The sequence below is a fragment of the Roseixanthobacter pseudopolyaromaticivorans genome (assembly GCF_043195145.2).
In the GTDB taxonomy this organism is placed as follows: domain Bacteria; phylum Pseudomonadota; class Alphaproteobacteria; order Rhizobiales; family Xanthobacteraceae; genus NCEH01.
Genome location: NZ_CM195539.1, coordinates 1,218,291 through 1,239,727, shown reverse-complemented (window position 1 = coordinate 1,239,727; position 21,437 = coordinate 1,218,291). Strand labels below are relative to the sequence as shown.

Below are 21,437 nucleotides of genomic sequence, written 5' to 3'. Positions count from 1 at the left end.
CCTGCAGAGCGCCAGCGCGGTCTCCGGCGCGCTCACGGGCCTACGGTGAACTGGTAGGAACCGTGGGTGGTGTGGCCGTCCTTCGAGAGCGCATGCCATTCGATAGTATAGATGCCGGCGGCGAGCGGGTGGTTGAGCGGTACGCTCATCTGCTTGGTGTCGCCGGCCGCGAGCGAGGCCGCGCCGGTCGGGATGACTTGGCCATCCGCGCCCTTGAGCGTGACGCCGCTGAGATTGATCTCGAGCCCTTCCGAGAAGCTGAGCGACAGGGCGGCCGGTGAGCCGACGACCACCTCGTTGGCGGAGGGCGTCTGCGACGTCAGATGGGCATGGGCGAACGCGCCGGTTGCCGACAAGAGGCAGATGGCGAGCGCGAGTGCGGGAGTGATGGGACGTTTCACGTTATGGGTCCTCCGAGAGGACGGCGCCGGTCGCGGCGCCGTCCTGTGGCATGGGTGATGATGGACATGCGGCCGCTGCCGGCCGACGCACAGGGATTACTCAATAGGATGCGGTGGGATTCACCTGCCAGATCTCATCGACCAGCTTGCCGTCCCGATAGAGCAGCACGTAGCGCACCTTGACCGTGTTCTTGCCGGCGAAGTTGGCATCAAGCGTCACCGTGCCGCCCTTTGGATTGGCGGCTTCCGCCGTCGCGGCGATGGTGGCCTTCTGGGCGCCCTGGGCGGCAAAGAATTTCGACCAGACTTCCTTGATCTTGCCCGGCTGGCCATAGGTGCCGTCGAGCGGCCCGCCGACCCAGTGCAGGGTTGCGGCCGGGTCGTAAGCGGCGGTCACGGTGGCGAGGTCGCCGCTGGCGATGGCGTCGACGCGCGCCTTGGCGAGGTCCTCGATGGGCCCCGCGAGCGCGGCCGAGCCGGAAGCGGCCACGAGAACGAGGGTGGCGGCGAGGGTTGAAAGGCGCATGTGCGTGTCTCTCCAAATGGGGCCTGCACACAGGAGGACTCGTGCCACCGCGATTTATTCCACCCGGCCGGACTTAAATCCGTGAATTTCTGCCCGCGCGGCGGGGCGGCGAGCGGGCCGATGCGAGGGCCTGAAGAAAATTTGCGCCGTCGCGGAATAATCGGCGGGGGCGGGAGTCCCACCTCCTGAAGGCGCCATCGCGCCGGACGGAGAAAACCCCATGCGAACACGACACCTCGCCTGTGTCGGCGCGCTGCTTGCGGCCTGCCTCACCGGCGCCGTCGCCGAAGCACATGACCACGATCACGGTGCCGGCACCGCCGCGGCCGCCAGCGCAGCCCCCGCCAGCGCAGCCCCCGCCAGCGATGAAACGCCCTTCCTCGCCGAGAACGCCGCCGCCATGGACAAGATGATGGCGGACATGGAGGTGAAGCCGACCGGCGATATCGAAGCCGATTTCACGGCGATGATGATCCCCCATCATCAGGGCGCCATCGACATGGCGGTGGCCTATCTGCGCTACGGCAAGAACCCGCAGCTGCGGCGCATCGCCCAGGAAATCGTGGTCGAGCAGCAGCAGGAAATCGTCGCGATGCGCCTCGCGCTTGGCCAGCCCCTGCCCCCCTCCGCGCCGGCACAGACCCAGCCGGATGCCGCTCCCGCCCAGCCTCACCTCACCCAAGGCAATGCGCCCATGGCGCACGACGCCCCCATGACGCAGCCGGCCGCTCCGGCGAAATAGGAAAGACCAACGATGAACAAGACCATCCTGCGTGCGCTGCTCGCCAGCACGATTCTGGCTTGCGCGGCTCCGGCCTTTGCCGGTGAAGCCCCCTTCGCCGCCTCTGCGCCGGCGATCGCGGTGAGCAGCCATGACCGCGTCTATGCGGCGGAACAGTTCTCCAACACCGTCTCGGTCACCGATCCGGCCACCAACAAGCTGCTCGGCGTCATCCGGCTCGGCGATCCGCAGCCGGGCAATTTCAGCCCGCTCTACAAGGGCCAGGTGCTGGTCCACGGCATGGGCTTCTCGCCGGACCGCAAGACCCTCGCCGTGGTGTCGATCGGCTCGAATTCCGTCACCTTCATCGACACCGCGACCAATGCCGTGAAGCACACCACTTATGTCGGCCGCTCGCCGCACGAGGCGTTCTTCACCCCGGATGGCAAGGAAGTGTGGGTGACCGTGCGCGGCGAGGACTATATCGCCGTGCTCGACGGCGCGACCTATGAGGAAAAGACCCGCATCAAGGTGCCGAACGGCCCGGGCATGCAGATCTTCTCGCCCGACGGAAAGTACGGCTATGTCTGCTCCTCCTTCATGCCCGAGACGGTGGTGATCTCCACCGCCGACCATCAGATCGTCGGCCATGTGAAGCAGGAGAGCCCCTTCTGCCCGAACATCGCAGCGTCGCCCGACGGCAAGCAGGTGTGGTTCACGCTGAAGGACATCGGCAAGACCCAGGTGTTCAACGCGCAGCCGCCCTTCGACGTGATCAAGACGATCGAGACCGGCCCCATCACCAACCACGTCAATTTCGCCCATAACGCCCACGGCAGCTTCGCCTATGTGACGGTGGGCGGGCTCAACGAAGTGAAGGTGTTCCGCACCGACGATTTCTCGCAGGTCGCGACCATCCCCGTGGGCAAGCTGCCGCACGGCATCTGGCCGTCGGGCGATGGCTCGCGGGTCTATGTCGGGCTTGAGAATGCCGATGCGCTCGCCGCCATCGACACGCTGACCAACACGGTGATCGCCACGATCCCGATCGGCCAGGCGCCGCAGGCGGTGAACTATGTCCCCGGCGCGGTGCCCGAGGGCGACGGCATGCAGAACCTCCAGCCGCTCGGCGTGGCGGGGCAGACCGTGCATCTCACCCTCAGCCCGGACGGCAAGGCAGAGGCGAAGGCGCCGACCAGCGTCTCGCTGTTCGATCAGGGGCTGATCCAGATCCTGCAAGCCTCCGTCACCGGGCTGACGCCGAAGAAGCCCTATGTGCTGGCGCTCGCCAGCCAGCCGGATGGCAAGGGCACGCTGGAGCCGCTCTCGGCGTTCATGACCAACCCCGCAGGTTCGGCTATCGTCAACGCCGCCGGACCGATCCGGCAGATCGTGCAGAACGATGCGAAGGCACAGCGCCGCTATCTCGTCATCGCCGAAGGGACGACCGCGCAGACCGGCGCCGTCGTCCAGCACCAGACGCTCGACTGACGCCTCCGGGCCCAGAACGGAGGAGAAGGCGGGCCGCTCGCGCAGGAGAGGCCCGCCTTCCGGGAAGGAGATGTCATGAACCACGAGATGGTGCGCCTCATCGAGCCGCTCATCCCCGCTTTGCGGCGTTATGCGCGCGCGCTGATGCGCGAGCGGGCGGCGGCGGACGATCTGGTGCAGGACTGCCTGGAGCGCGCCATCAGCCGCTGGCACCAACGGCGCCAGGAGGACGATGCGCGATCCTGGATCTTCGCCATCCTGCACAACCTCGCCATGACGCGGCTGCGCCGCGCGAGCCAGCGGCCGGTCCATATCCCGCTCGACGACGCGGAGGCCGCGCACCTGTCTTTCGCCCCGCGACAGGAAGACGGGCTGCGCCACCGCGACCTGATGGACGCGCTGGCGGAACTGCCGGAGGAGCAGCGCACCGTGCTGCTGCTGGTCACCGTCGAGGAACTCTCCTATGCCGATACCGCACGCGTGCTCGATATCCCGATCGGCACGGTGATGTCGCGCTTGTCGCGCGCCCGCGAACGCCTCTCGCGGCTCATGTCCGCTGAACCGCGGGCGACCCTTTCGCCGCCTTATCTCCGGAGCGTGAAATGAGCTCTCGCCCCATCACCGAAGACGACCTCCACGGCCTCATCGACGGTTCGCTCGACCCCGCGCGCCATGCCGAGGTGAGCGCCTGGCTCGATGCCCACCCCGAGGTGGCCGGGCGCATCGCGCACTATGGCGAGCAGCGCGACATGCTGCGCGCCGCCTTCGCGCCGGTGATCGAGGAACCGGTGCCGACCGAACTCGACCTCTCGCGCATGATCGCGGACCGCCGCCGCCCGCAGCGGCCGCCCCGCTGGGCGATGGCTGCGGCGGCCGCCCTGCTCCTCTGCTTCGGCGGGCTTGGCGGCTGGTCGCTGCGCGGCATGGCGGTGCCCGCTACCGAGGGCGTGCAGGCCCTCGCCCGCGAGGCGGCGGCGAGCTATGTCGCCTATGCGCCGGATCAGGTCCGCCCGGTCGAGATCCGCGCCGGCGACCGCGACACGCTGGCCGCCTGGACCACCAAGAGCGTCGGCCGCCCGGTCGCCATTCCGGATCTCACGGCGGCGGGCTACCGGCTCATGGGCGGGCGGGTGGTGCCGACCGAGCACGGGCCGGCGGCGCTGTTCATGTATGACGACGACCGGGGCACCCGGCTCGTGATGCTGGCGCGTCCCATGCGCAGCGAAGGCGACGCGCCCATGTCGCCCCACACGCAGGGCGATCTCAACGGCCTCGCCTGGGCCGACCACGGCCTCGGCTACAGCCTGATCGGCGCGATGGCGCCGGACCGCCTGCATCCGCTGGCCAACGAAGTGCGCCGCCAGATCCGCAACGAGGCCTGAGCGGGAGACGACCAAGGGGCCGCTTAATTTCGAGCGGTGCTGGCCGGGATGGTGGCAGGGTATGCCGGCGCGGGATCGGCGGCGGGCGCGATGGGCGTGGAATCCATGGCGATCTCCTCATTCAGGCCGCCGGCAGCAGCGGCCCCCGTCCTGTGCCACGGGACGCGGCCGGGAGGTAGGGGGGAAGGTTTTGGATTACCGGAAGCGGCGAACACCTGCGCGTGATCGGGGGGTGGGGGGCAGGGGGCGGTAGTGGGTGAAATTGGTGGCGGCGTCGAGCGAGGGTAGGAGGAGTAATGATCTAGTGCAGCCACTTGAGCTGCCTCTCAGCGACGTCCGCTTTGCGCCCTCTTTTTGGCCGTTCCCTAGAGATTCCACCGCGCCGAAAAGCGGACGTTGGAGTTATGATCGTGTGTGGGACAAAAGCCGCCTTGCCTATCGACAGGCGGCAGCGACTGCTAACGCCCAAATCGGCCATAGCCAGCTTGATCGCTTATCTACGCGGAGCGGAAATAGAGCGCTGTTCTTCACCCCACGCCTTGCCTCCGACCATGCGGTAGGTTTAGCTAGCGCATGGTCAGCATTCGGGAGGTAGTAAAGGTGACACCGCTAAACGTAATTCAGGCTCCAAAAGGAATAACGTTGTCTGGCGATGTTTTGGCGCTCCTTCAACAAGTTGATGAGAACGCGGAGAGATTGAACGAGCGACGGCCGTTTTCCCGCGAGACTGAGCTGGAAGTTCGAAAGGCGTTTCTTCCTGATCGTGTAACCGCTACCCTAAATATCGAGGGTATTGCAGCTACGCGTCGCCAAACTTTGGCAATCATGGACGCCATGGTGATTTCTCAGAATCCAGCTAAGGAGGATCAGGAAATCTTCAACGCTCTCAAGGCTGACGGCTTTGTCTATAACCAATATGAGGATGGAGCCGATCTCGACGCTCGAATGGTACGCGAGATAAACAGGTTGTTTCTAGACAACATCAAGGAAGAGGCTGGTGAATTTCGAAGAATATCTGTCGAAATTTCTGGAGCTTCGTTTCAGCCACCACCGCCACTCGATGTTGCTCCATTGGTAAACGACGTTCTTTCTGGGTATAAAGACGCGTCGTTCTTACACCCCGTGATCCAGGCAGCTTGGATACACCATCAAATTTCGTTTGTGCATCCGTTTGTAGATGGAAATGGCCGAACAGCGCGCTTACTACAGGATTTCGTTTTGCTGAAGCGGGGGCTCTATCCAATAGGTGTTCCATCATCCCAGCGAGATCACTATTACCAAGCTCTACAAAAGGCAGATGCTGGTGATTGGGACGAGATAGTCTCAATTCTTGCTCAGAACCAGCTTAGCACCCTCGGCAGAATCGATGCGATCACACGCGCTCCTGAAGAGCGCATGAAGTGGATCACTAATCTGACGCGAATTGCTTCAACAAAGAAGACTGGCGCACTTCACAAGCAGTATGTTGTATGGAAATCACGGATGGAGCAAATCCGGGACGCCTTTGCGAGGGCTGCGAGCGAATTAGACGAGTCATCAGATGTAATTGGCGTGTCGTATCGGTGGTATGATACGATAGATTTTGATGACTGGAAGAGTCTCGTGACAACCGGTCGTCGACCAGCGTTTACATGGTCAATATCCCTCCTATTTTTTATGGATGGAGAACCCGTCTATAAGGTAATTGGATTTTTCTCTCGTCATAGAACGAAACCAGACGATTTTACGGTCGATCTCAGAGAGGTCGTTTCAATGCAATTTACGGGTATAGAGGCCAGGAGTGAGGAACGTCCAGACTTCCTAAGATATAGCGATCCAGATATTAGACTTCGCGAGCTGATATACCATGATGATAGACTGTATACATTCATGGAATCCAAGGGAATTCGGGAATGCATCGATGACAAATCTATCGAGGACGTGGTGAGAGAGCTGTTCGAGGACGTTTTTTATAGGAAGGGAGGTTTGGGCAGCTAAGCGGCAGCCTACCTTTAAGTTGCACAACTTTAGATTGTGCTGACTCCAATAGGCAGGTGTCGGCGTGAGCCGACATTCCAACATTGCACCGGAGCGGGGTATGTTGGTCGGCAGCCGATGCGGCGTGAATGTCAGCTATTCTCGCAACCCGGCTCACAAACAGACATTGCGCTACCGGCCCATACCGGAGGTCCAGACATCCATATGGAAAGTCCCGCTCCGGCCACCTTCCCCTCAAACCTCCACCGGCGCCCACAGCACATCGTCCACGCTGCGCGCGCCGCTCGCCAGCATCGCCAGGCGGTCCAGCCCCAAAGCGCAGCCGCTGGCGGGGGGCATGAGGGCGAGGGCGGCCAAAAAACCTTCGTCCAGGGGATAGCGCTCGCCATAGAGGCGGGCCTTTTCCGCCATCTCCACTTCGAAGCGGCGGCGCTGCTCGTGCGGGTCGGTCAGTTCGCCGAAGGCATTGGCCAGCTCCACCCCGCAGGCATAAAGCTCGAACCGCTCGGCGACGCGCGGGTCCGCCGGCTTGGGCCGGGCCAGCGCCGCCTCGCTGGTGGGGTATTCGTACAAAAGCGTCGCCCGCCCCCGGCCGAGATGGGGCTCGATGCGCTCCACCAGCACCTTGGAGAAGATATCCGCCCAGGTGTCGTCCTCCGCCACCCGGACGCCTGCGGCGCGCGCCGCCTGCGCCAGGGGGGCGGCCTGCGGCTCCTCCCCCGGCGGCGCCAGCAGCGGGGAAAGATCAATGCCGGCGTGGCGGGCGAACGCCTCAACCAAAGTGAGCCGCTCGGGCGCAGCGAACGGGTCGCACTCCTGTCCGCGCCAGGAGAAGCGCGCGACGCCCCCCGCCCGCGCCGCCAGCGCCAGGAGCGCGGCGCAATCCTCCATCAGGGTTTCATAGGGTTCCCCCGCCCGATACCATTCCAGCATGGTGAATTCGGGATGGTGGGTCGCGCCGCGCTCGCGGTCGCGGAACACGCGGGCGAGTTCGAAGATGCGCGTTTCCCCCGCCGCCAGCAGCTTCTTGGCGGTGAACTCGGGCGAGGTGCGCAGACAGAGCGGCGCGCAGGTGCCATCCGGCGCGCGCCAAGTGGTTGAAAAGGCGTGCAGATGCGCCTCGTTGCCGGGCGAGACCTGGAGGATCGGCGTCTCCACCTCGGCGAAACCCTCGCCCTCGAAATGGGCGCGGATGGCCTTCGTGATGCGCCCCCGCGCGCGCAGGAACGGCAGCCGGTCCTGGTGGCGATCCGGGCTCCACCAGGGGGAAGGAGCGGCGCTCAAAACTGTGGGCCGCGTGGAAAAACACTTGCGTCGGCGCACAAAAGCAGCCGGCAAGGGTGGCGAAAAGCGAGAAGATCGCTATGTTGCGCCCCGATCAAGGGCGCCCGGGCGCCCCAAGCCGTTCGAGGAAGAAACACCGTGGTCAAGGTCATCGCCAGCTCTCTGCGCAAAGGCAATGTGGTCGAAATCGACGACAAGCTCTACGTCATCCTGAGCGCCGAGAACATCCATCCCGGCAAGGGCACGCCCGTCACGCAGATGGACATGCGCCGCATTTCCGACGGGGTGAAGATCTCCGAGCGCTACCGCACCACCGAGCAGGTGGAGCGCGCCTATGTGGAAGACCGTCCGCACACCTATCTCTACCAGGATAGCGACGGCTACACCTTCATGAACCCGGAGAATTACGACCAGATCGCCGTGCCCAAGGACGTGATCGGCGATATGGCCGTCTACCTCCAGGAGGGCATGGAGTGCATGATCTCCATGCACAACGGCGTCGCCATTGCCATCGAGCTGCCCCAGCGCGTGACCCTGGAGATCGTCGACACCGAGCCGACCGTGAAGGGGCAGACCGCCTCCTCCTCCTACAAGCCGGCCATGCTTTCCAACGGCGTACGTACCATGGTACCGCCGCACGTGGCCACCGGCACCCGCGTGGTGGTGATGACCGCCGACGCCTCGTATGTGGAGCGCGCCAAGGACTGATCCCTCCCCTTCGGTGCGAGCGGATTTTCACTTTTTCTGCATGTTGAATATGCGCGCTGCCGTCCGGTTTGCGCGCATTTTCATTTCCGCACGGAACATTCGGGCGAATAGGCGGTTTAGTCCGGCGGACATTTGCTGAGGGGCGGGACGAAACATGACTTTGTCGGGCAAGCGCGTGCTCGTTGCGGAAGATGAGATGCTTGTGGCGCTCATTCTGGAAGACGCGCTTTTGCGGCAAAACTGTACCGTCATCGGCCCCACGGGCACCCTCGCCGAGACCCTCGCGGCGGCCCGCACCCTGCCGCTCGACGCCGCCATCCTGGACCGAAACCTCCACGGCGAGGACGTGCTTCCGGTCGCTGAGATTCTCACGCGCCGAGGCATTCCCCTTTTGTTTTGCAGCGGTTACGGGCAGGACTCCACCTTGCCCGCCCATCTGCGCACGGTGCCGGTGCTCCTGAAGCCCTACCTTGAGGCGAGCGTGATCGCCGCCATCTGCGGGCTCTTTTCGGCCCCTGTCCAGCCGGTCGCCCCCACGACCTGAGCCTTGAAAAGGCTCATCTTTTTGCCCAGATGGACGAAATGCCCAGCCCGGGCGGCGAAATGCCTCTAGGCGCACCTGCCGCATTCCATTGGCGCTGGAGCCCAGCCTAGAAGTCAGGTACGTTGAGCGCGCGCTGGCCAAGCTCAACCCAATCCGGGCGGGGATAGTGGACCCGCCTCTTCCGCCGAAGGGGGAAGAAGCAATGGATCTCGATCCGGTCGTTCTGGCACGTCTTCAGTTCGCGTTCACCGTCTCCTTCCACATCATTTTCCCGAGCTTCACCATCGGGCTATCTGCTTTTATTGCGACGCTAGAACTCTTGTGGATCAAGACGGATCGCGACGTCTTCCATCGCCTCTCCCGTTTCTGGACCAAGATCTTCGCCGTGAGCTTCGCCATGGGCGTGGTCTCGGGCATTGTCTTGTCCTATCAATTCGGCACCAATTGGAGCCGCTTCTCCGAGGTGACCGGCAGCGTTATTGGCCCGCTGATCGGCTTCGAGGTGCTGACGGCCTTCTTCTTGGAGGCCACCTTCCTGGGCGTGATGCTGTTCGGCTGGAACCGCGTGCCCCGCTGGCTGCATGTGCTGGCCTGCGTGATGGTCGCGGTCGGAACCGCCATGTCGGCCTTCTGGATCCTCTCCGCCAATTCCTGGATGCAGACGCCGACCGGCTATGAGATGCGTGACGGCCTCGCCTATCCTCTTGACTGGCTTGAGATTATCTTCAATCCGAGCTTCCTGCACCGCCTGCCGCACATGCTGCTTGCGGCATATCTTACCACCTCGCTGGTGGTGCTGGCGGTGGGCGCGCGCTATCTGCTGGCTGGCAAGTTTCCGGAAGAATCCCGCGTCATGATGCAGATGGCCATCGGCATGCTGGCCATCGTCGCGCCGATCCAGGCCTATGTGGGCGACGCCCATGGGCTGAATACCGCGAAGTATCAGCCGGCAAAGATTGCCGCCATCGAAGCACATTGGGACGGCTCGAAGCCCGCACCCCTTGTTCTTTTTGCCTGGCCCGACGCAAAGGCGGAGAAGAATCTCTTCGAAATCTCAATCCCCCGCGGCGCATCTTTAATGATCACCCATTCCCTGGATGGGCTCTTCCCTGGGTTGAAGGACTTTGCTCCGAATGACCGGCCGCCCGTCATCGGCCCCTTCTTTGGCTTCCGCGCCATGGTGGGAATCGGCGTGTTGATGATCCTCTTCGGCTGGGTCGGCGTGTTTCTGCTCTACAAGCGCAAGCTTTACGATAGCCGGTGGTACCTTTACCCTGCCCATCTCGCATGGCCCCTGGGCTTTCTCGCCATACTTTCGGGCTGGATCGTCACGGAGCAAGGTCGCCAGCCTTGGCTTGCCTACAATATCCTGCGAACGGCGGACGCGATTTCGCCGGTGAGTGCGGGGTCAGTCGCTTTCACCTTGGTTCTGTTCGTTCTCGTCTATGGCATCGTCTTCTCGATGGGCATCTATTACATCAACCGCCTGATCGTGAAGGGACCTGGCGGATCCGCCATCGCGCCTTCCGGCAACGACACGCCGAGCCGTCCCATCGCAGCCGCGCATGAAGCCGGTCGCGAAGCCATCGCATCCGGTTCGTGAGGAGAATAGGCCATGGAATGGTATCTCCCCGTCATCTGGTCGCTCATCATCGCGGTGGCGGTGGTCATGTACGTGGTGCTCGACGGTTTCGACCTCGGCATCGGCATCCTGTTCCCGTTTGCGAAGGAAGAGCGCGAGCGCGACCAGATGATGAATACGGTCGCCCCGTTCTGGGACGGCAACGAAACCTGGCTTGTCCTGGGTGGCGGCGGCCTTTGGGTCGCTTTTCCCAAAGCCTATGCGGTGGTGATGCCGGCGCTTTACTTGCCGATCATCATCATGCTGTTGGCCTTGGTGTTTCGCGGGGTCGCTTTCGAATTCCGGTGGGTGGCGCTCACCAGCCGGCGCTGGTGGAACCTGTCCTTCTCCGCCGGTTCCACCCTTGCCGCCTTTTGCCAGGGTGTGGTCCTGGGGGGGCTGGTGCAGGGCATCAACGTGCAGAACGGCCAATTCGCCGGCGGTTCGTTCGATTGGGCGACTCCGTTCGCCCTTCTTTGCGGGGTCAGCGTGGTGGGCGGCTATGCCCTGCTGGGCAGCACCTGGCTGCTCATGAAGACGGACGGCGCGGTCGCCGCCCAGGCGCGGAAGACCGCACTGACACTGCTTCCTGTGGTTCTTGGCTTCATGGCCATCGTCAGCCTCTGGACACCGCTGGCCTTCGACCGCATCGCACAGCGCTGGTTCGTGACCCCGAACATCTTCTATCTCGCCCCGGTTCCGCTGGTCACAGCCGCGGTGGCCTATCTGGTGTGGCGCGGCTTGAAGGGGACGGCGGAATATGCCCCCTTCTTCGGCTGCATCGCCTTGTTCGTGCTGGGCTTCCTGGGGCTCGGCATCTCGACCTTCCCTTATCTCGTGCCGCCCAGCCTCACGGTGTGGCAGACCGCCGCTGCCGCGCCGAGCCAGATCCTGATGCTGTTCGGCGTCATTTTCCTGCTGCCGGTCATCCTCGGCTACATCGTGTTCGTCTACTGGCTGTTCCGCGGCAAGGTGCGCGAGGGCGAGGGCTACCACTGACCCGCGCGCGGGTGCCTCACCCGCGCGGAGTCAGGCCCCCCGCCTTCTCGATGAAGCGCGTCACAACCTCCACCCCGATTGCGTTGCGGATGGAGGAGAAGACGTATGGCCGCCCGGCGCGCATGCGCTGGGTGTCCGCCTCCATCACCGAGAGGTCGGCGCCCACCATAGGGGCAAGGTCGGTCTTGTTCACCACCAGCAGGTCCGAGCGGGTGATGCCCGGGCCGCCCTTGCGCGGGATTTTCTCGCCGCCAGCGACATCGATCACGTAGATGGTGAGGTCGGCCAGCTCCGGGGAAAAGGTGGCGGCGAGATTGTCTCCGCCGGATTCGATCAACACGATGTCCAGATTGGGGAATTTGGCCTGCATATCGGCCACCGCCCGCAGATTGATGGACGCGTCCTCGCGGATCGCGGTATGGGGGCAGCCGCCGGTCTCCACCCCGAGGATGCGCTCCGGCTCCAGCGCGCCGGCCACCGTGAGGATGCGCGCATCCTCCTTGGTGTAGATGTCGTTGGTGATGGCGCAGATGTCGTAGCGGTTGCGGAAGGCCTTGCAGAGCGCTTCCATCAGCGCCGTCTTGCCCGATCCCACCGGGCCGCCGATGCCGACGCGAAGCGGACCATTTGCCGATGTGCTCATGAGCGGAACAGCCTCGTATATTGGGTTTCGTGTCGGAACGAGCCGAGATCGGCCCGGAAGGTCGCGCTGCCCAGGTCGTCCAGGGTAAGCGCGGGAATGTCGGCCGCCAGCACCCGCACTTTGGGCGCGAGAGCGGCCACCACCCGCGTGCCCGCGGTCTGGCCGATGGGCGCAAGGCGGATCGCGGCGGACACCAGATTCTGCATCATCGCCAGGAGGAAAGCTTCGAGCGCCGGCTGCCGCGGCACGCCATGGGCGGCGGCGGCAAGGCCCACCGCCACGGGATAGGCCACCTCCCCCTTGAGCAAGCCGGCCTGCGCAAGCAGAGCGGGTGTCGGCCAAGCGGCGCACACGGCATCGAGAAAGCTGCGTCCCTGCTGGCAGGTCTCCAGCCGCAGCTCGGCCGAAGGGGCGAGCGCGACCGCGAGGGCGTTGACCTCGACCAGGCGCGCACCCTCCCCCGCCCCGGCCGCTGCCATCGCCTGCTCGAACAGAATGCCGTCGTTGCCGCCGAGGCCGTGCAGAAGCAGGTCTTCCAGCCAGCCGGCGAGGTCCGCCTCGGTGCGGATGTCGCCCGCCTCCACAGCCCACTCCAGAGCGTGGGAATAGGCGTAGGCGCCCACGGGAAAGGCCGGGGAGAGCCACGCCAGGAGCGGGAGAATATCGGCCGTCCCGGTTTGCGGGACGGCGGCATGATCAGCCATGGCGATGGGAGGGATCCCGGCCGTGGGAATTATCGTGGGAATGATCGTGGTCGTGGGAATGATCATGGCCGCACTCCGGCCCGTGCACATGGGCGGAGGCGCTGGCGGAGGCGACCGTCGCTTCGCCGTGATGCCCGTGGTCGTGGTGCGCATGATCGCCGTGGGTGTGATCGTGACCGGCCGCATGATGGGCATGGTCGTGGTCGTGATCATGGCCGTGGTCGTGGCCGCAACCGCACGCGTGCGCCTCCGCATGGGCGTGATGCTCGTGGGCATGATGGTCATGGCCGGCGTGCTCATGCCCATGATCGTGGGAATGCCCGTGATCGTGGCCGTGCCCATGGGCCTCTGCGGCCTCATAGGCGCCGCGCTCGGGACGGAAGGGCCGCAGCACCGGGGCGGCGCCGGCGCCGAGGCCGCGCACCATTTCCACCAGCACATGGTCATAGGCGATATAAAGCGCGTCCTCGGTGATCTCGGTGGGCACATGGCGGTTGCCCAGGTGCCAGCCCACTTTCATCAGCCGCAGCGGACTGCCGGTGCGCACCTCGATCAGCTTCTCGGGCGCCGCTTCCACCCGCACCAACGAGCCGTCCTCCAGCTTCAGCGCATCGCCGTGATCCAGCAGTGTCGCTTTCTCCAGGTCCAGCAGGAAATCCAGGCCCTTTGCGCCGGTCATGGCGACGCGACGGCGATGCCGGGCCTGATGGTCGAGCATGATGGTGTCCACCACCTTGTCCTCACGGACGGCAGCACGGCGAACGACGGCGGTGGCACGAAGCATGGAAAAACCTCAGAACAGGAAATAGCGCTGGGCCATGGGGAGAACCTCCGCCGGCTCGCAGACGAGCAATTCCCCGTCCGCGCGCACGTCATAGGTCTCGGCGTCCACCTCGATATGGGGCGTCGCGTCGTTCAGCACCATATCCTTCTTGCCGATGCCGCCGCGCACATTTTCCACCGCCACCAATTGCTTGGCGACCTGGAGTTTCGCCGCCAGCCCGTCCTCGATCGCCGCCTTGGAGACGAAAGTCAGTGAAGAGCCCGTGCGCGCCCTCCCATAGGCGCCGAACATGGGGCGATAATGCACCGGCTGCGGGGTGGGAATGGAGGCGTTCGGATCGCCCATCTGGGCGACCGCGATCACTCCACCCTTCAGCACCAGATCCGGCTTCACGCCGAAGAATGCGGGCGACCAGAGGACGAGGTCGGCGAGCTTCCCCGCCTCCACCGAGCCGATATGCTTCGACATACCATGGGCGATCGCCGGATTGATGGTGTATTTCGCGATGTAGCGGCGGGCGCGCAGATTGTCATTGTCGCCCGTTTCGCCCGGCAAGGCGCCGCGCTGGCGCTTCATCTTGTCGGCGGTCTGCCAGGTGCGGATCACCACCTCGCCCACGCGGCCCATGGCTTGGCTGTCCGAACTCATCATGGAGAGCGCGCCGAGATCGTGGAGGATGTCCTCGGCCGCGATGGTCTCCTTGCGGATGCGGCTTTCGGCGAAAGCGAGATCCTCGGCAATCGAGGGGTCGAGATGGTGGCACACCATCAGCATGTCCAGATGCTCGTCGATGGTGTTGCGGGTATAGGGCCGGGTGGGATTGGTGGAGGACGGCAGCACGTTCGGCAGGCCAGCCACCTTGATGATATCCGGGGCATGCCCGCCGCCCGCGCCTTCCGTGTGGAAGGCATGGATGGTGCGGCCCTTGAAGGCGGCGATGGTGTCCTCCACAAAGCCGCTCTCGTTCAGCGTGTCGGAATGGATCATCACCTGCACGTCGAAGGCGTCCGCCACCGACAAGCAGCAATCGATGGCGGCGGGGGTCGTGCCCCAATCCTCGTGCAGCTTGAGCGCACAGGCCCCCGCTCGCACCATCTCCTCCAGCGACGCCGGCAGCGAGGCATTGCCCTTGCCTGCAAAGGCGAGGTTCATGGGAAAGGCGTCGGCCGCCTCGATCATGCGGGCGATGTGCCAGGGCCCGGGGGTGCAGGTGGTGGCGAAGGTCCCCGTGGCGGGTCCGGTGCCGCCGCCCAGCATGGTGGTGACGCCGGAGGCCAGCGCCTCTTCGATCTGCTGCGGGCAGATGAAATGAATGTGGCTGTCGAAGCCCCCAGCGGTGAGGATCTTGCCCTCGCCCGCGATCACTTCCGTGCCGGGGCCGATGATGATGTCCACCCCGCCCTGCACATCGGGATTGCCGGCCTTTCCGAGTTTCACGATGCGCCCGCCGGAGAGGCCCACGTCGCATTTCACGACGCCCCAATGGTCGAGCACCACCGCATTGGTGATCACCGTGTCGACCGCGCCATTGGCGTTGGTCACCTGGCTCTGGCCCATGCCGTCGCGGATCACCTTGCCGCCGCCGAACTTCACCTCCTCGCCATAAATGGTGAAGTCCTTCTCCACCTCGATCACCAAAGACGTATCTGCGAGCCGGATCTTGTCGCCGGTGGTGGGGCCGAACATATGCGCATAAGCGGAACGGGGCAGATGGGCGGGGGTGGACATGGGCTCATCCTGGTCAGAACCGATTGTGCCGGTTCATTGAAGGCGATGTTTGCGGCCTCTCGGGCCATCGAAAGCGCGTGTCGCGGGCCTCACAATTTTCCCGAGACCGCGCCCCGGAAACCGAATACTTCGCGCTTGCCGCCGAACGGCACCAACGTGACTTCCCGCGTCGCCCCCGGCTCGAAGCGCACGGCAGTGCCGGCCGCAATGTCGAGCCGCATGCCGCGTGTCTTGTCGCGATCGAAGGCAAGCGCAGGGTTGGTCTCGAAGAAATGATAGTGGCTGCCGACCTGGATCGGCCGATCGCCGGTATTGGCGACCGTGAGCGTCACCCGCTCCGCGCCCTCGTTGAACACGATCTGCCCCGGCGCGGTGATAATCTCTCCCGGCACGTCGTCGGAGGCTTCGCCCCGGATGGGATGGTGCACCGTGACGAGCTTGGTGCCGTCGGGAAAGGTCGCCTCCACCTGGATGTCGTGGAGCATTTCGGCGATCCCCGGCATCACCTGATCAGTGGTGAGCACATGGGCGCCGGCGGACATGAGATCGGCCACAGTGCGCCCGTCGCGCGCGCCTTCCACCACGAAATCGGTGATAAGGGCCACCGCCTCGGGGAAATTGAGCTTCACGCCACGGGCGAGGCGCTTGCGCGCCACTTCCGCCGCCATGGCGATGAGCAGCTTGTCCTTTTCGCGCGGCGTCAGCAGCAAGGCCTATCTCCTCAGGAAGCCCAGACGCGGGGCAGCGGCGCACCCCGGAACGTCATCAAAAACGAGGTGGCGTCGCGCCGCAACATCTCGATGTCCTCGGCAAGCCAACGCACCACAAGAAGTCCATTCCAGGCACTCGCGCCGCATTCGCTGGCGCACGTTTCGAGCGCCGCACGCACATCCTCGAGCCGCGCTTCTGCGTCGGGAGCCACATAGAGCAGGGTTGCCAGCGCATGCCGGCCGTTGGCGATCGCCGGCTTAGTCAGAAGGGCGCCGATGGGACCGGCCAGCCGCAGCGCGTCGGCATAGATCAGGCCGCCGCCGCGCCGCACCCGCCATTGGTCAACCAGCGCCCCGCCCTTCATCACCTCGCCGCGCGCCGCGCGCCCCAAAACCAGCGCCTCAAAGGCGAGGAACTGGCTTTCGGGCGCAAGGTCCACCTCGTAGCGGCGCGTCAGGCGGGCCTGGTCGAACAGGATTGTTTCCTGTGGCAACCAATGCAGAGCGGCACCATGGCCGGCGGCGAGCCGCACATGGATCGACGCCTCATCGGCATCGGACCGGTAGACTTTCTCAGCGGCAGGGGTGGAGACCGTCAGCCGCGCGCCGTCGCGCGCCTCGATCTCGATGGCAAACGTATCGCCGCAGGCAACCCCGCCAGAGGTGTTGACGATCACCGCCTCCATGTCGCCGCCATCGCTGCGCGGCAGGCGACCGCGCAACGCGCCTTGCTCCTCAAGCTCCTGCAAATGCGTCCGCCCGCGTGCGCCGGCCGCGGCGATCCGAAGGCGCCCCACGCTGCGCTGGCGCTTCGGCGCTTCGCTCACCGGAATCGGGGGCAAATCCTCAGATCGCCATGAGGCGGCGGACGTCATCCCCATCAAGCCCGCTCCGGTCCCCGCTCGCCACCACCTCGCCGCGCTCCATCAGAATGAAGCGGTCGGCCAAATCGCGGGCAAATTCGAAATATTGCTCCACCAGTACGATGGCCATATCCCCCTTGTCGCGCAAATAGGAAATGGCCCGGCCGATATCCTTGATGATGGACGGCTGAATGCCTTCCGTCGGTTCGTCCAGCACCAGCAGGCGCGGACGCGTCACCAAAGCGCGGCCGATGGCCAATTGCTGCTGCTGCCCGCCCGAGAGGTCGCCGCCGCGCCGGCCCATCATGGATTTCAACACCGGGAAGAGTTCGAAAATCTCGTCCGGCACATATTTTTCCTTGCGGGCGAGCCGGGCGAAACCGGTCTCCAGATTCTCCTTCACGCTCAGCAGCGGAAACACCTCCCGCCCCTGGGGCACGAAGCCGATGCCGAGCGCGGCGCGATCCGGCGTCGGCAGGCGGGTTATGTCGCGGCCATCGAAATTGATCGAGCCGCCGGCGATGGCGCGCTGGCCGACGATGGCGCGCAGCAGCGAGGTCTTGCCGACCCCGTTGCGCCCGAGCACGCACGTCACCTGCCCCGGCATCGCCTCCAGCGACACGCTGCGCAAGGTGTGGGCGGCGCCGTAATAGAGATCGAGATTCTCGACCTTCAGCATCCCTCACCTCCCCAGATAGACTTCGATGACGCGCTCGTCGGCGCTCACCTGATCGAGCGGCCCTTCCGCGAGCACGGAGCCTTCGTGCAGCACAGTCACCTTCACGTCCAGGTCGCGCACGAATTGCATGTCGTGCTCCACGACTACCACGGCGCGGGTCTTGGCAATCTCGCGCAGCAGTTCGGCGGTGTCGGCGGTCTCCTGGTCGGTCATGCCGGCGGCGGGTTCATCCACCAGCAGGAGCCGCGGCTCCTGCGCGAGCAGCATGCCGATTTCCAGCCATTGCTTCTGCCCATGGCTGAGCTCGGAGGCTTTGCGGCCGCGATGGTCCTTCAGGCGGATACGTTCCAGCAGCGCATCGATGCGCTCGCGCTCATGGGCGGTGCGGCGCCAGTAGATGTTGGAGAAAGGCCGCCGGTCGGCTTTCACTGCCAGCAGCAGATTGTCCTCGACCGTGTGCATGTCGAACACGGTCGGGGTCTGGAACTTGCGGCCGATGCCGAGCTCCGCAATCGCCGCCTCGTCCAGGCGCGTCAGGTCGTGCACGCCGGCGAACAGGGCCTCGCCCTTGGTGGGGCGGGTCTTACCGGTGATGACGTCCATCATGGTGGTCTTGCCGGCGCCGTTAGGGCCGATGATGGCCCGCATCTCCGCTTCCTCAATGGTCAACGACAAGGCGTTGAGCGCGCGGAAACCGTCGAACACCACCGAGACATTGTCGAGATACAGCAGAGATTGGGCAAGGATCGGGGTGAGGGCTTGGCTCGCTTCCATGGTCTCACTCCGCGGGCTTGGCCGAAGCCACGGCACTGGGCGCGGGCTTGTGGCGTTTGGCCGAAAGGCTGCCCCACAAGCCGAGCACGCCACGCGGCAGGAACAAGGTCACCAGCACGAACAGCGCGCCGAGAGCGAACAGCCAGGCTTCCGGCAGCACGCCGGTGAACCAGGTCTTGCCCGCGTTCACGATCAGCGCCCCAAGCGCAGCGCCCACCAGCGTTCCACGCCCGCCGACCGCCACCCAGATGACGATCTCGATGGAATTGGCCGGCGCGAATTCTCCCGGATTGATGATGCCCACCTGCGGCACATACAGCGCCCCCGCCGCGCCCGCGAGCATCGCCGAGACGGTCCAGGCCAGCAGCTTGTAGTTGGCGACCCGGTAGCCGAGGAACCGCGTGCGGCTTTCCGCGTCGCGCACTGCGACCAGCACCTTCCCGTATTTAGAGGTCACCAGCGCCCGGCACAGCAGATATCCCGCCGCAAGCGCGATGGCGGAGAGGACAAACAAGGCCACGCGCGTCCCGTCGGCGGAGATGGAGAAGCCGAGGATATCCTTGAAATCGGTCAGGCCGTTATTGCCGCCGAAGCCCATGTCGTTGCGGAAGAATGCCAGCATCAGCGCAAACGTCATGGCTTGCGTGATGATGGAAAGGTACACGCCGGTGACGCGCGAGCGGAAGGCGAACCAGCCGAACGCGAAGGCGAGGACGCCGGGAACCACCAGGGCCATAATCATGGCGAAGGGGAACCAGTCGAACCCATACCAGAACCAGGGCAGTTCCTTGTAATTGAGGAACACCATGAAATCCGGCAGCACCGGATTGCCATAGACGCCCCGCGCGCCGATCTGGCGCATCAGATACATGCCCATGGCATAGCCGCCGAGCGCGAAGAACGCACCGTGGCCCAGCGAGAGCACCCCACAATAGCCCCACACCAAGTCAACCGACACCGCCAGCAGCGCGTAGCAGAGATATTTGCCCAGCAACGGCACAAGGTAATTGGAGATGTGGAAGGGGTTGCCGGGCGGCACCAGGAGATTGGCCACCGGCACCAGGATGGCGGCGGCCGCCACCAGAACAAGGAAGATCGCCCCAGGGCGATCAACGATGCCGAGGCCCTTCATGATTCCACCGCCCGGCCCTTGAGCGCGAACAGGCCGCGCGGGCGCTTCTGAATGAACAGGATGATGAACACCAGCAGCGCAATCTTCGCGAGCACGGCGCCGGCGAACGGCTCGAGCAGCTTGTTGGCGATGCCGAGGCTGAAGGCCGCCACCAGCGTGCCCCACAGATTGCCCACGCCGCCGAACACCACCACCATGAAGCTATCGATGATGTAGCCCTGGCCGAGGTTCGGGCTCACATTGTCGATCTGCGAAAGCGCCACGCCGGCGATGCCGGCGATGCCCGAGCCGAGCCCGAAGGTAAGCGCGTCGATGCGGCCGGTGCGGATGCCCATGGCGCCCGCCATGCGGCGGTTCTGGGTGACGGCGCGCACATAGAGCCCGAGGGAGGTGCGCTTCAGCACCACCAGGAGCGCGAAGAACACGCCGAGCGCGAAGATGATGATGCACAGGCGGTTATAGGTGATCGACAACTGCCCGAGCTGGAATGCCCCGGACATCCAGGACGGCGCGCCGACTTCCTTGTTGGTCGGGCCGAAGATCGTGCGCGTCGCCTGCTGAAGCATCAGCGAGATGCCCCAGGTGGCCAGCAGGGTTTCCAGCGGGCGGCCGTAGAGGAAGCGGATCACCGTGCGCTCGATGGCGATGCCCACGAGGCCGGTGAACAGGAACGCCAGCGGCAGGGCGATGGCCAACGACCAGTCGAACAGATAGGGCGCCTTGGTGCGGATCAGCTCCTGCACCACGAAGGTGGTATAGGCGCCGAGCATCACCATCTCGCCATGGGCCATGTTAATGACGCCCATCACACCGAAGGTGATGGCGAGCCCGATGGCCGCAAGCAGCAGCACCGAGCCCAGAGAAAGTCCGTACCAGACGTTCTGCGCGACATTCCAGAACGCCAAGGATCGATTGATCTTGGCGATGCCTGCATCGGCCGCCGTGCGCAGCGCGGGCGACGCATCCGCAGGCACACCGGCGAGCAGGGCCAGGGCCTCCTGGTCGCCGCGATCGACGATCAGCTTGGTTGCGGCGACTCGGTCGGCCTCCGGCGCATCCGCCTTGGTCAGCACGATGGCGGCCTGGGCCTGGGCGAGCGCATCCTTGATGGCCGGATCGCGCTCCTTCGCTATGGCGGCTTGGAGGGCCGGCAGGGCCGCGAGATCACGCGATTTGAACACGGCTCCCGCTGCCTCAAGGCGCTTTTGCGGATCGGGGCTGACCAGGGCGAGAGCGCCGGCCGCGGCCTCGACGGCACGCCGCACGCGATTGTTGAGACGAACCGTCTTGAGATCTGCGGGCGCGCCCGACACAGCGGCGCCAGTGGCCGCGTCGGTGAGCGCCCCAGCCTTGGTCTTCACATAAACGGACTTCGTTGCGGGATCGAACACCAGACGCCCGTCACCGACCGCCTCGACGATCACGGCGGCCTGGGGATTCGGGCTGAGGGCGAGAGCAGCGAGGCCCGCCTCGGTATCGGAATAACTGTCGGCGGCGAATTTTGCCACGGCGGGCGCGATATCTGCGGCGCTCTGGCTGCGGCCCTCGGTCACGAACCCTGGGCCCGCCCCGAGGAGAACCAGGGCCAGCAGGGCGGACAGGGCCAGCCGCATCAAGGAAATCGTCATCTCGGCCTCGCCTGGAAGCGGTGGCGATGCGTCCGTCTGCTCCCCCCGAAGCAGACGGACGACGCCGCGACTTGCCTTCTTTCGAAGACTCACCCAACGCGCGGGGCGCGCGGTGGGACGGCTGTTCGGAGCGCTCAA

General features: G+C 64.8%; 22 protein-coding genes. 9 read left to right on the top strand and 13 right to left on the bottom strand.

Annotation, left to right across the window (positions count from 1 at the left end):
* Positions 1-32: 32 nt before the first annotated feature.
* Together copC and V5F68_RS06050 are read right to left on the bottom strand one after the other, a co-directional pair.
* On the bottom strand, positions 33-401 hold the full coding sequence (gene copC, locus V5F68_RS06055) for a copper homeostasis periplasmic binding protein CopC (protein ID WP_394013730.1): 369 nt from the start codon (positions 399-401) through the stop codon (positions 33-35).
* Between the two features lie 100 nt (positions 402-501).
* A complete protein-coding gene (locus tag V5F68_RS06050) occupies positions 502-927 on the bottom strand; it encodes a Cif family virulence factor (RefSeq protein ID WP_394013729.1) in 426 nt (141 codons plus the stop codon).
* Between the two features lie 220 nt (positions 928-1,147).
* Between V5F68_RS06050 and V5F68_RS06045 the strand changes: the two genes are divergently transcribed.
* The 5 genes from V5F68_RS06045 (at position 1,148) to V5F68_RS06025 (ending at position 6,498) form a co-directional block, all read left to right on the top strand.
* A complete protein-coding gene (locus V5F68_RS06045; protein ID WP_394013728.1) occupies positions 1,148-1,669 on the top strand; it encodes a DUF305 domain-containing protein in 522 nt (173 codons plus the stop codon).
* Between the two features lie 12 nt (positions 1,670-1,681).
* Positions 1,682-3,139, top strand: coding sequence for a YncE family protein (locus V5F68_RS06040; RefSeq protein ID WP_394013727.1), 1,458 nt, complete (start codon positions 1,682-1,684; stop codon positions 3,137-3,139).
* A 75-nt stretch (positions 3,140-3,214) separates the two neighbouring features.
* Positions 3,215-3,745 carry an RNA polymerase sigma factor gene (locus tag V5F68_RS06035; protein WP_394013726.1) on the top strand — a complete coding sequence of 177 codons (531 nt, stop codon included), beginning with the start codon at positions 3,215-3,217 and terminating at the stop codon, positions 3,743-3,745.
* A complete protein-coding gene (locus tag V5F68_RS06030; RefSeq protein ID WP_394013725.1) occupies positions 3,742-4,521 on the top strand; it encodes an anti-sigma factor family protein in 780 nt (259 codons plus the stop codon). Before V5F68_RS06035 ends, V5F68_RS06030 begins: the two co-directional genes overlap by 4 nt.
* 600 nt (positions 4,522-5,121) lie before the next feature.
* Positions 5,122-6,498 (top strand): Fic family protein, encoded by a 1,377-nt coding sequence (locus tag V5F68_RS06025; protein WP_394013724.1) that lies wholly within the window; start codon positions 5,122-5,124, stop codon positions 6,496-6,498.
* Between the two features lie 234 nt (positions 6,499-6,732).
* Here V5F68_RS06025 and epmA read toward each other — a convergent pair whose 3' ends face one another.
* Positions 6,733-7,782 carry an EF-P lysine aminoacylase EpmA gene (gene epmA / locus V5F68_RS06020; protein WP_394013723.1) on the bottom strand — a complete coding sequence of 350 codons (1,050 nt, stop codon included), beginning with the start codon at positions 7,780-7,782 and terminating at the stop codon, positions 6,733-6,735.
* 138 nt (positions 7,783-7,920) lie between these two features.
* Here epmA and efp point away from each other — a divergent pair, with 138 nt between their 5' ends.
* The 4 genes from efp to cydB all read left to right on the top strand — a co-directional run bounded on the left by efp (position 7,921) and on the right by cydB (position 11,654).
* On the top strand, positions 7,921-8,490 hold the full coding sequence (efp, locus tag V5F68_RS06015) for an elongation factor P (RefSeq protein WP_394013722.1): 570 nt from the start codon (positions 7,921-7,923) through the stop codon (positions 8,488-8,490).
* Positions 8,491-8,644: 154 nt separating this feature from the next.
* Positions 8,645-9,034 (top strand): response regulator, encoded by a 390-nt coding sequence (locus tag V5F68_RS06010; protein ID WP_394013721.1) that lies wholly within the window; start codon positions 8,645-8,647, stop codon positions 9,032-9,034.
* A gap of 202 nt (positions 9,035-9,236) precedes the next feature.
* Positions 9,237-10,637 carry a cytochrome ubiquinol oxidase subunit I gene (locus V5F68_RS06005; RefSeq protein WP_394013720.1) on the top strand — a complete coding sequence of 467 codons (1,401 nt, stop codon included), beginning with the start codon at positions 9,237-9,239 and terminating at the stop codon, positions 10,635-10,637.
* Positions 10,638-10,649: 12 nt separating this feature from the next.
* Positions 10,650-11,654, top strand: coding sequence for a cytochrome d ubiquinol oxidase subunit II (cydB, locus tag V5F68_RS06000; RefSeq protein WP_394013719.1), 1,005 nt, complete (start codon positions 10,650-10,652; stop codon positions 11,652-11,654).
* 16 nt (positions 11,655-11,670) lie between these two features.
* Here cydB and ureG read toward each other — a convergent pair whose 3' ends face one another.
* From ureG to urtB, 10 genes are all read right to left on the bottom strand, one after another.
* Positions 11,671-12,297 carry an urease accessory protein UreG gene (ureG, locus tag V5F68_RS05995; RefSeq protein ID WP_394013718.1) on the bottom strand — a complete coding sequence of 209 codons (627 nt, stop codon included), beginning with the start codon at positions 12,295-12,297 and terminating at the stop codon, positions 11,671-11,673.
* Positions 12,294-13,001, bottom strand: a complete 708-nt coding sequence (locus tag V5F68_RS05990) for an urease accessory protein UreF (protein WP_394013717.1) — start codon at positions 12,999-13,001, stop codon at positions 12,294-12,296. The genes ureG and V5F68_RS05990 overlap by 4 nt, the downstream gene beginning before the upstream one ends.
* Positions 12,994-13,785, bottom strand: coding sequence for an urease accessory protein UreE (locus tag V5F68_RS05985; protein WP_394013716.1), 792 nt, complete (start codon positions 13,783-13,785; stop codon positions 12,994-12,996). The genes V5F68_RS05990 and V5F68_RS05985 overlap by 8 nt, the downstream gene beginning before the upstream one ends.
* Before the next feature lie 9 nt (positions 13,786-13,794).
* Positions 13,795-15,513, bottom strand: a complete 1,719-nt coding sequence (gene ureC, locus V5F68_RS05980) for an urease subunit alpha (protein WP_394013715.1) — start codon at positions 15,511-15,513, stop codon at positions 13,795-13,797.
* An 89-nt stretch (positions 15,514-15,602) separates the two neighbouring features.
* Positions 15,603-16,223 (bottom strand): urease subunit gamma, encoded by a 621-nt coding sequence (locus tag V5F68_RS05975; protein ID WP_394013714.1) that lies wholly within the window; start codon positions 16,221-16,223, stop codon positions 15,603-15,605.
* 11 nt (positions 16,224-16,234) lie between these two features.
* Positions 16,235-17,098 carry an urease accessory protein UreD gene (locus tag V5F68_RS05970; RefSeq protein WP_394013992.1) on the bottom strand — a complete coding sequence of 288 codons (864 nt, stop codon included), beginning with the start codon at positions 17,096-17,098 and terminating at the stop codon, positions 16,235-16,237.
* The gene (urtE, locus tag V5F68_RS05965) at positions 17,070-17,765 is read right to left on the bottom strand and encodes an urea ABC transporter ATP-binding subunit UrtE (protein WP_394013713.1); all 696 of its coding nucleotides are present in this window, start codon (positions 17,763-17,765) and stop codon (positions 17,070-17,072) included. The genes V5F68_RS05970 and urtE overlap by 29 nt, the downstream gene beginning before the upstream one ends.
* A gap of 3 nt (positions 17,766-17,768) precedes the next feature.
* Complete coding sequence (urtD, locus tag V5F68_RS05960; protein WP_348846158.1) at positions 17,769-18,539, bottom strand: urea ABC transporter ATP-binding protein UrtD; 771 nt, start codon at positions 18,537-18,539, stop codon at positions 17,769-17,771.
* Between the two features lie 4 nt (positions 18,540-18,543).
* A complete protein-coding gene (urtC, locus tag V5F68_RS05955; protein WP_394013712.1) occupies positions 18,544-19,671 on the bottom strand; it encodes an urea ABC transporter permease subunit UrtC in 1,128 nt (375 codons plus the stop codon).
* The gene (urtB, locus tag V5F68_RS05950; RefSeq protein WP_394013711.1) at positions 19,668-21,299 is read right to left on the bottom strand and encodes an urea ABC transporter permease subunit UrtB; all 1,632 of its coding nucleotides are present in this window, start codon (positions 21,297-21,299) and stop codon (positions 19,668-19,670) included. Before urtB ends, urtC begins: the two co-directional genes overlap by 4 nt.
* Between the last annotated feature and the right edge of the window lie 138 nt (positions 21,300-21,437).

Bases quoted from the DNA above. Each gene is read 5' to 3' on its own strand.
- V5F68_RS06050 (WP_394013729.1), bottom strand. From the start codon at position 927: ATGCGCCTTTCAACCCTCGCCGCCACCCTCGTTCTCGTGGCCGCTTCC.
- V5F68_RS06045 (WP_394013728.1), top strand. From the start codon at position 1,148: ATGCGAACACGACACCTCGCCTGTGTCGGCGCGCTGCTTGCGGCCTGC.
- V5F68_RS06040 (WP_394013727.1), top strand. From the start codon at position 1,682: ATGAACAAGACCATCCTGCGTGCGCTGCTCGCCAGCACGATTCTGGCT.
- V5F68_RS06035 (WP_394013726.1), top strand. From the start codon at position 3,215: ATGAACCACGAGATGGTGCGCCTCATCGAGCCGCTCATCCCCGCTTTG.
- V5F68_RS06030 (WP_394013725.1), top strand. From the start codon at position 3,742: ATGAGCTCTCGCCCCATCACCGAAGACGACCTCCACGGCCTCATCGAC.
- V5F68_RS06010 (WP_394013721.1), top strand. From the start codon at position 8,645: ATGACTTTGTCGGGCAAGCGCGTGCTCGTTGCGGAAGATGAGATGCTT.
- V5F68_RS06005 (WP_394013720.1), top strand. From the start codon at position 9,237: ATGGATCTCGATCCGGTCGTTCTGGCACGTCTTCAGTTCGCGTTCACC.
- cydB (WP_394013719.1), top strand. From the start codon at position 10,650: ATGGAATGGTATCTCCCCGTCATCTGGTCGCTCATCATCGCGGTGGCG.
- ureG (WP_394013718.1), bottom strand. From the start codon at position 12,297: ATGAGCACATCGGCAAATGGTCCGCTTCGCGTCGGCATCGGCGGCCCG.
- V5F68_RS05990 (WP_394013717.1), bottom strand. From the start codon at position 13,001: ATGGCTGATCATGCCGCCGTCCCGCAAACCGGGACGGCCGATATTCTC.
- V5F68_RS05985 (WP_394013716.1), bottom strand. From the start codon at position 13,785: ATGCTTCGTGCCACCGCCGTCGTTCGCCGTGCTGCCGTCCGTGAGGAC.
- ureC (WP_394013715.1), bottom strand. From the start codon at position 15,513: ATGTCCACCCCCGCCCATCTGCCCCGTTCCGCTTATGCGCATATGTTC.
- V5F68_RS05970 (WP_394013992.1), bottom strand. From the start codon at position 17,098: ATGACGTCCGCCGCCTCATGGCGATCTGAGGATTTGCCCCCGATTCCG.
- urtE (WP_394013713.1), bottom strand. From the start codon at position 17,765: ATGCTGAAGGTCGAGAATCTCGATCTCTATTACGGCGCCGCCCACACC.
- urtD (WP_348846158.1), bottom strand. From the start codon at position 18,539: ATGGAAGCGAGCCAAGCCCTCACCCCGATCCTTGCCCAATCTCTGCTG.
- urtC (WP_394013712.1), bottom strand. From the start codon at position 19,671: ATGAAGGGCCTCGGCATCGTTGATCGCCCTGGGGCGATCTTCCTTGTT.
- urtB (WP_394013711.1), bottom strand. From the start codon at position 21,299: ATGACGATTTCCTTGATGCGGCTGGCCCTGTCCGCCCTGCTGGCCCTG.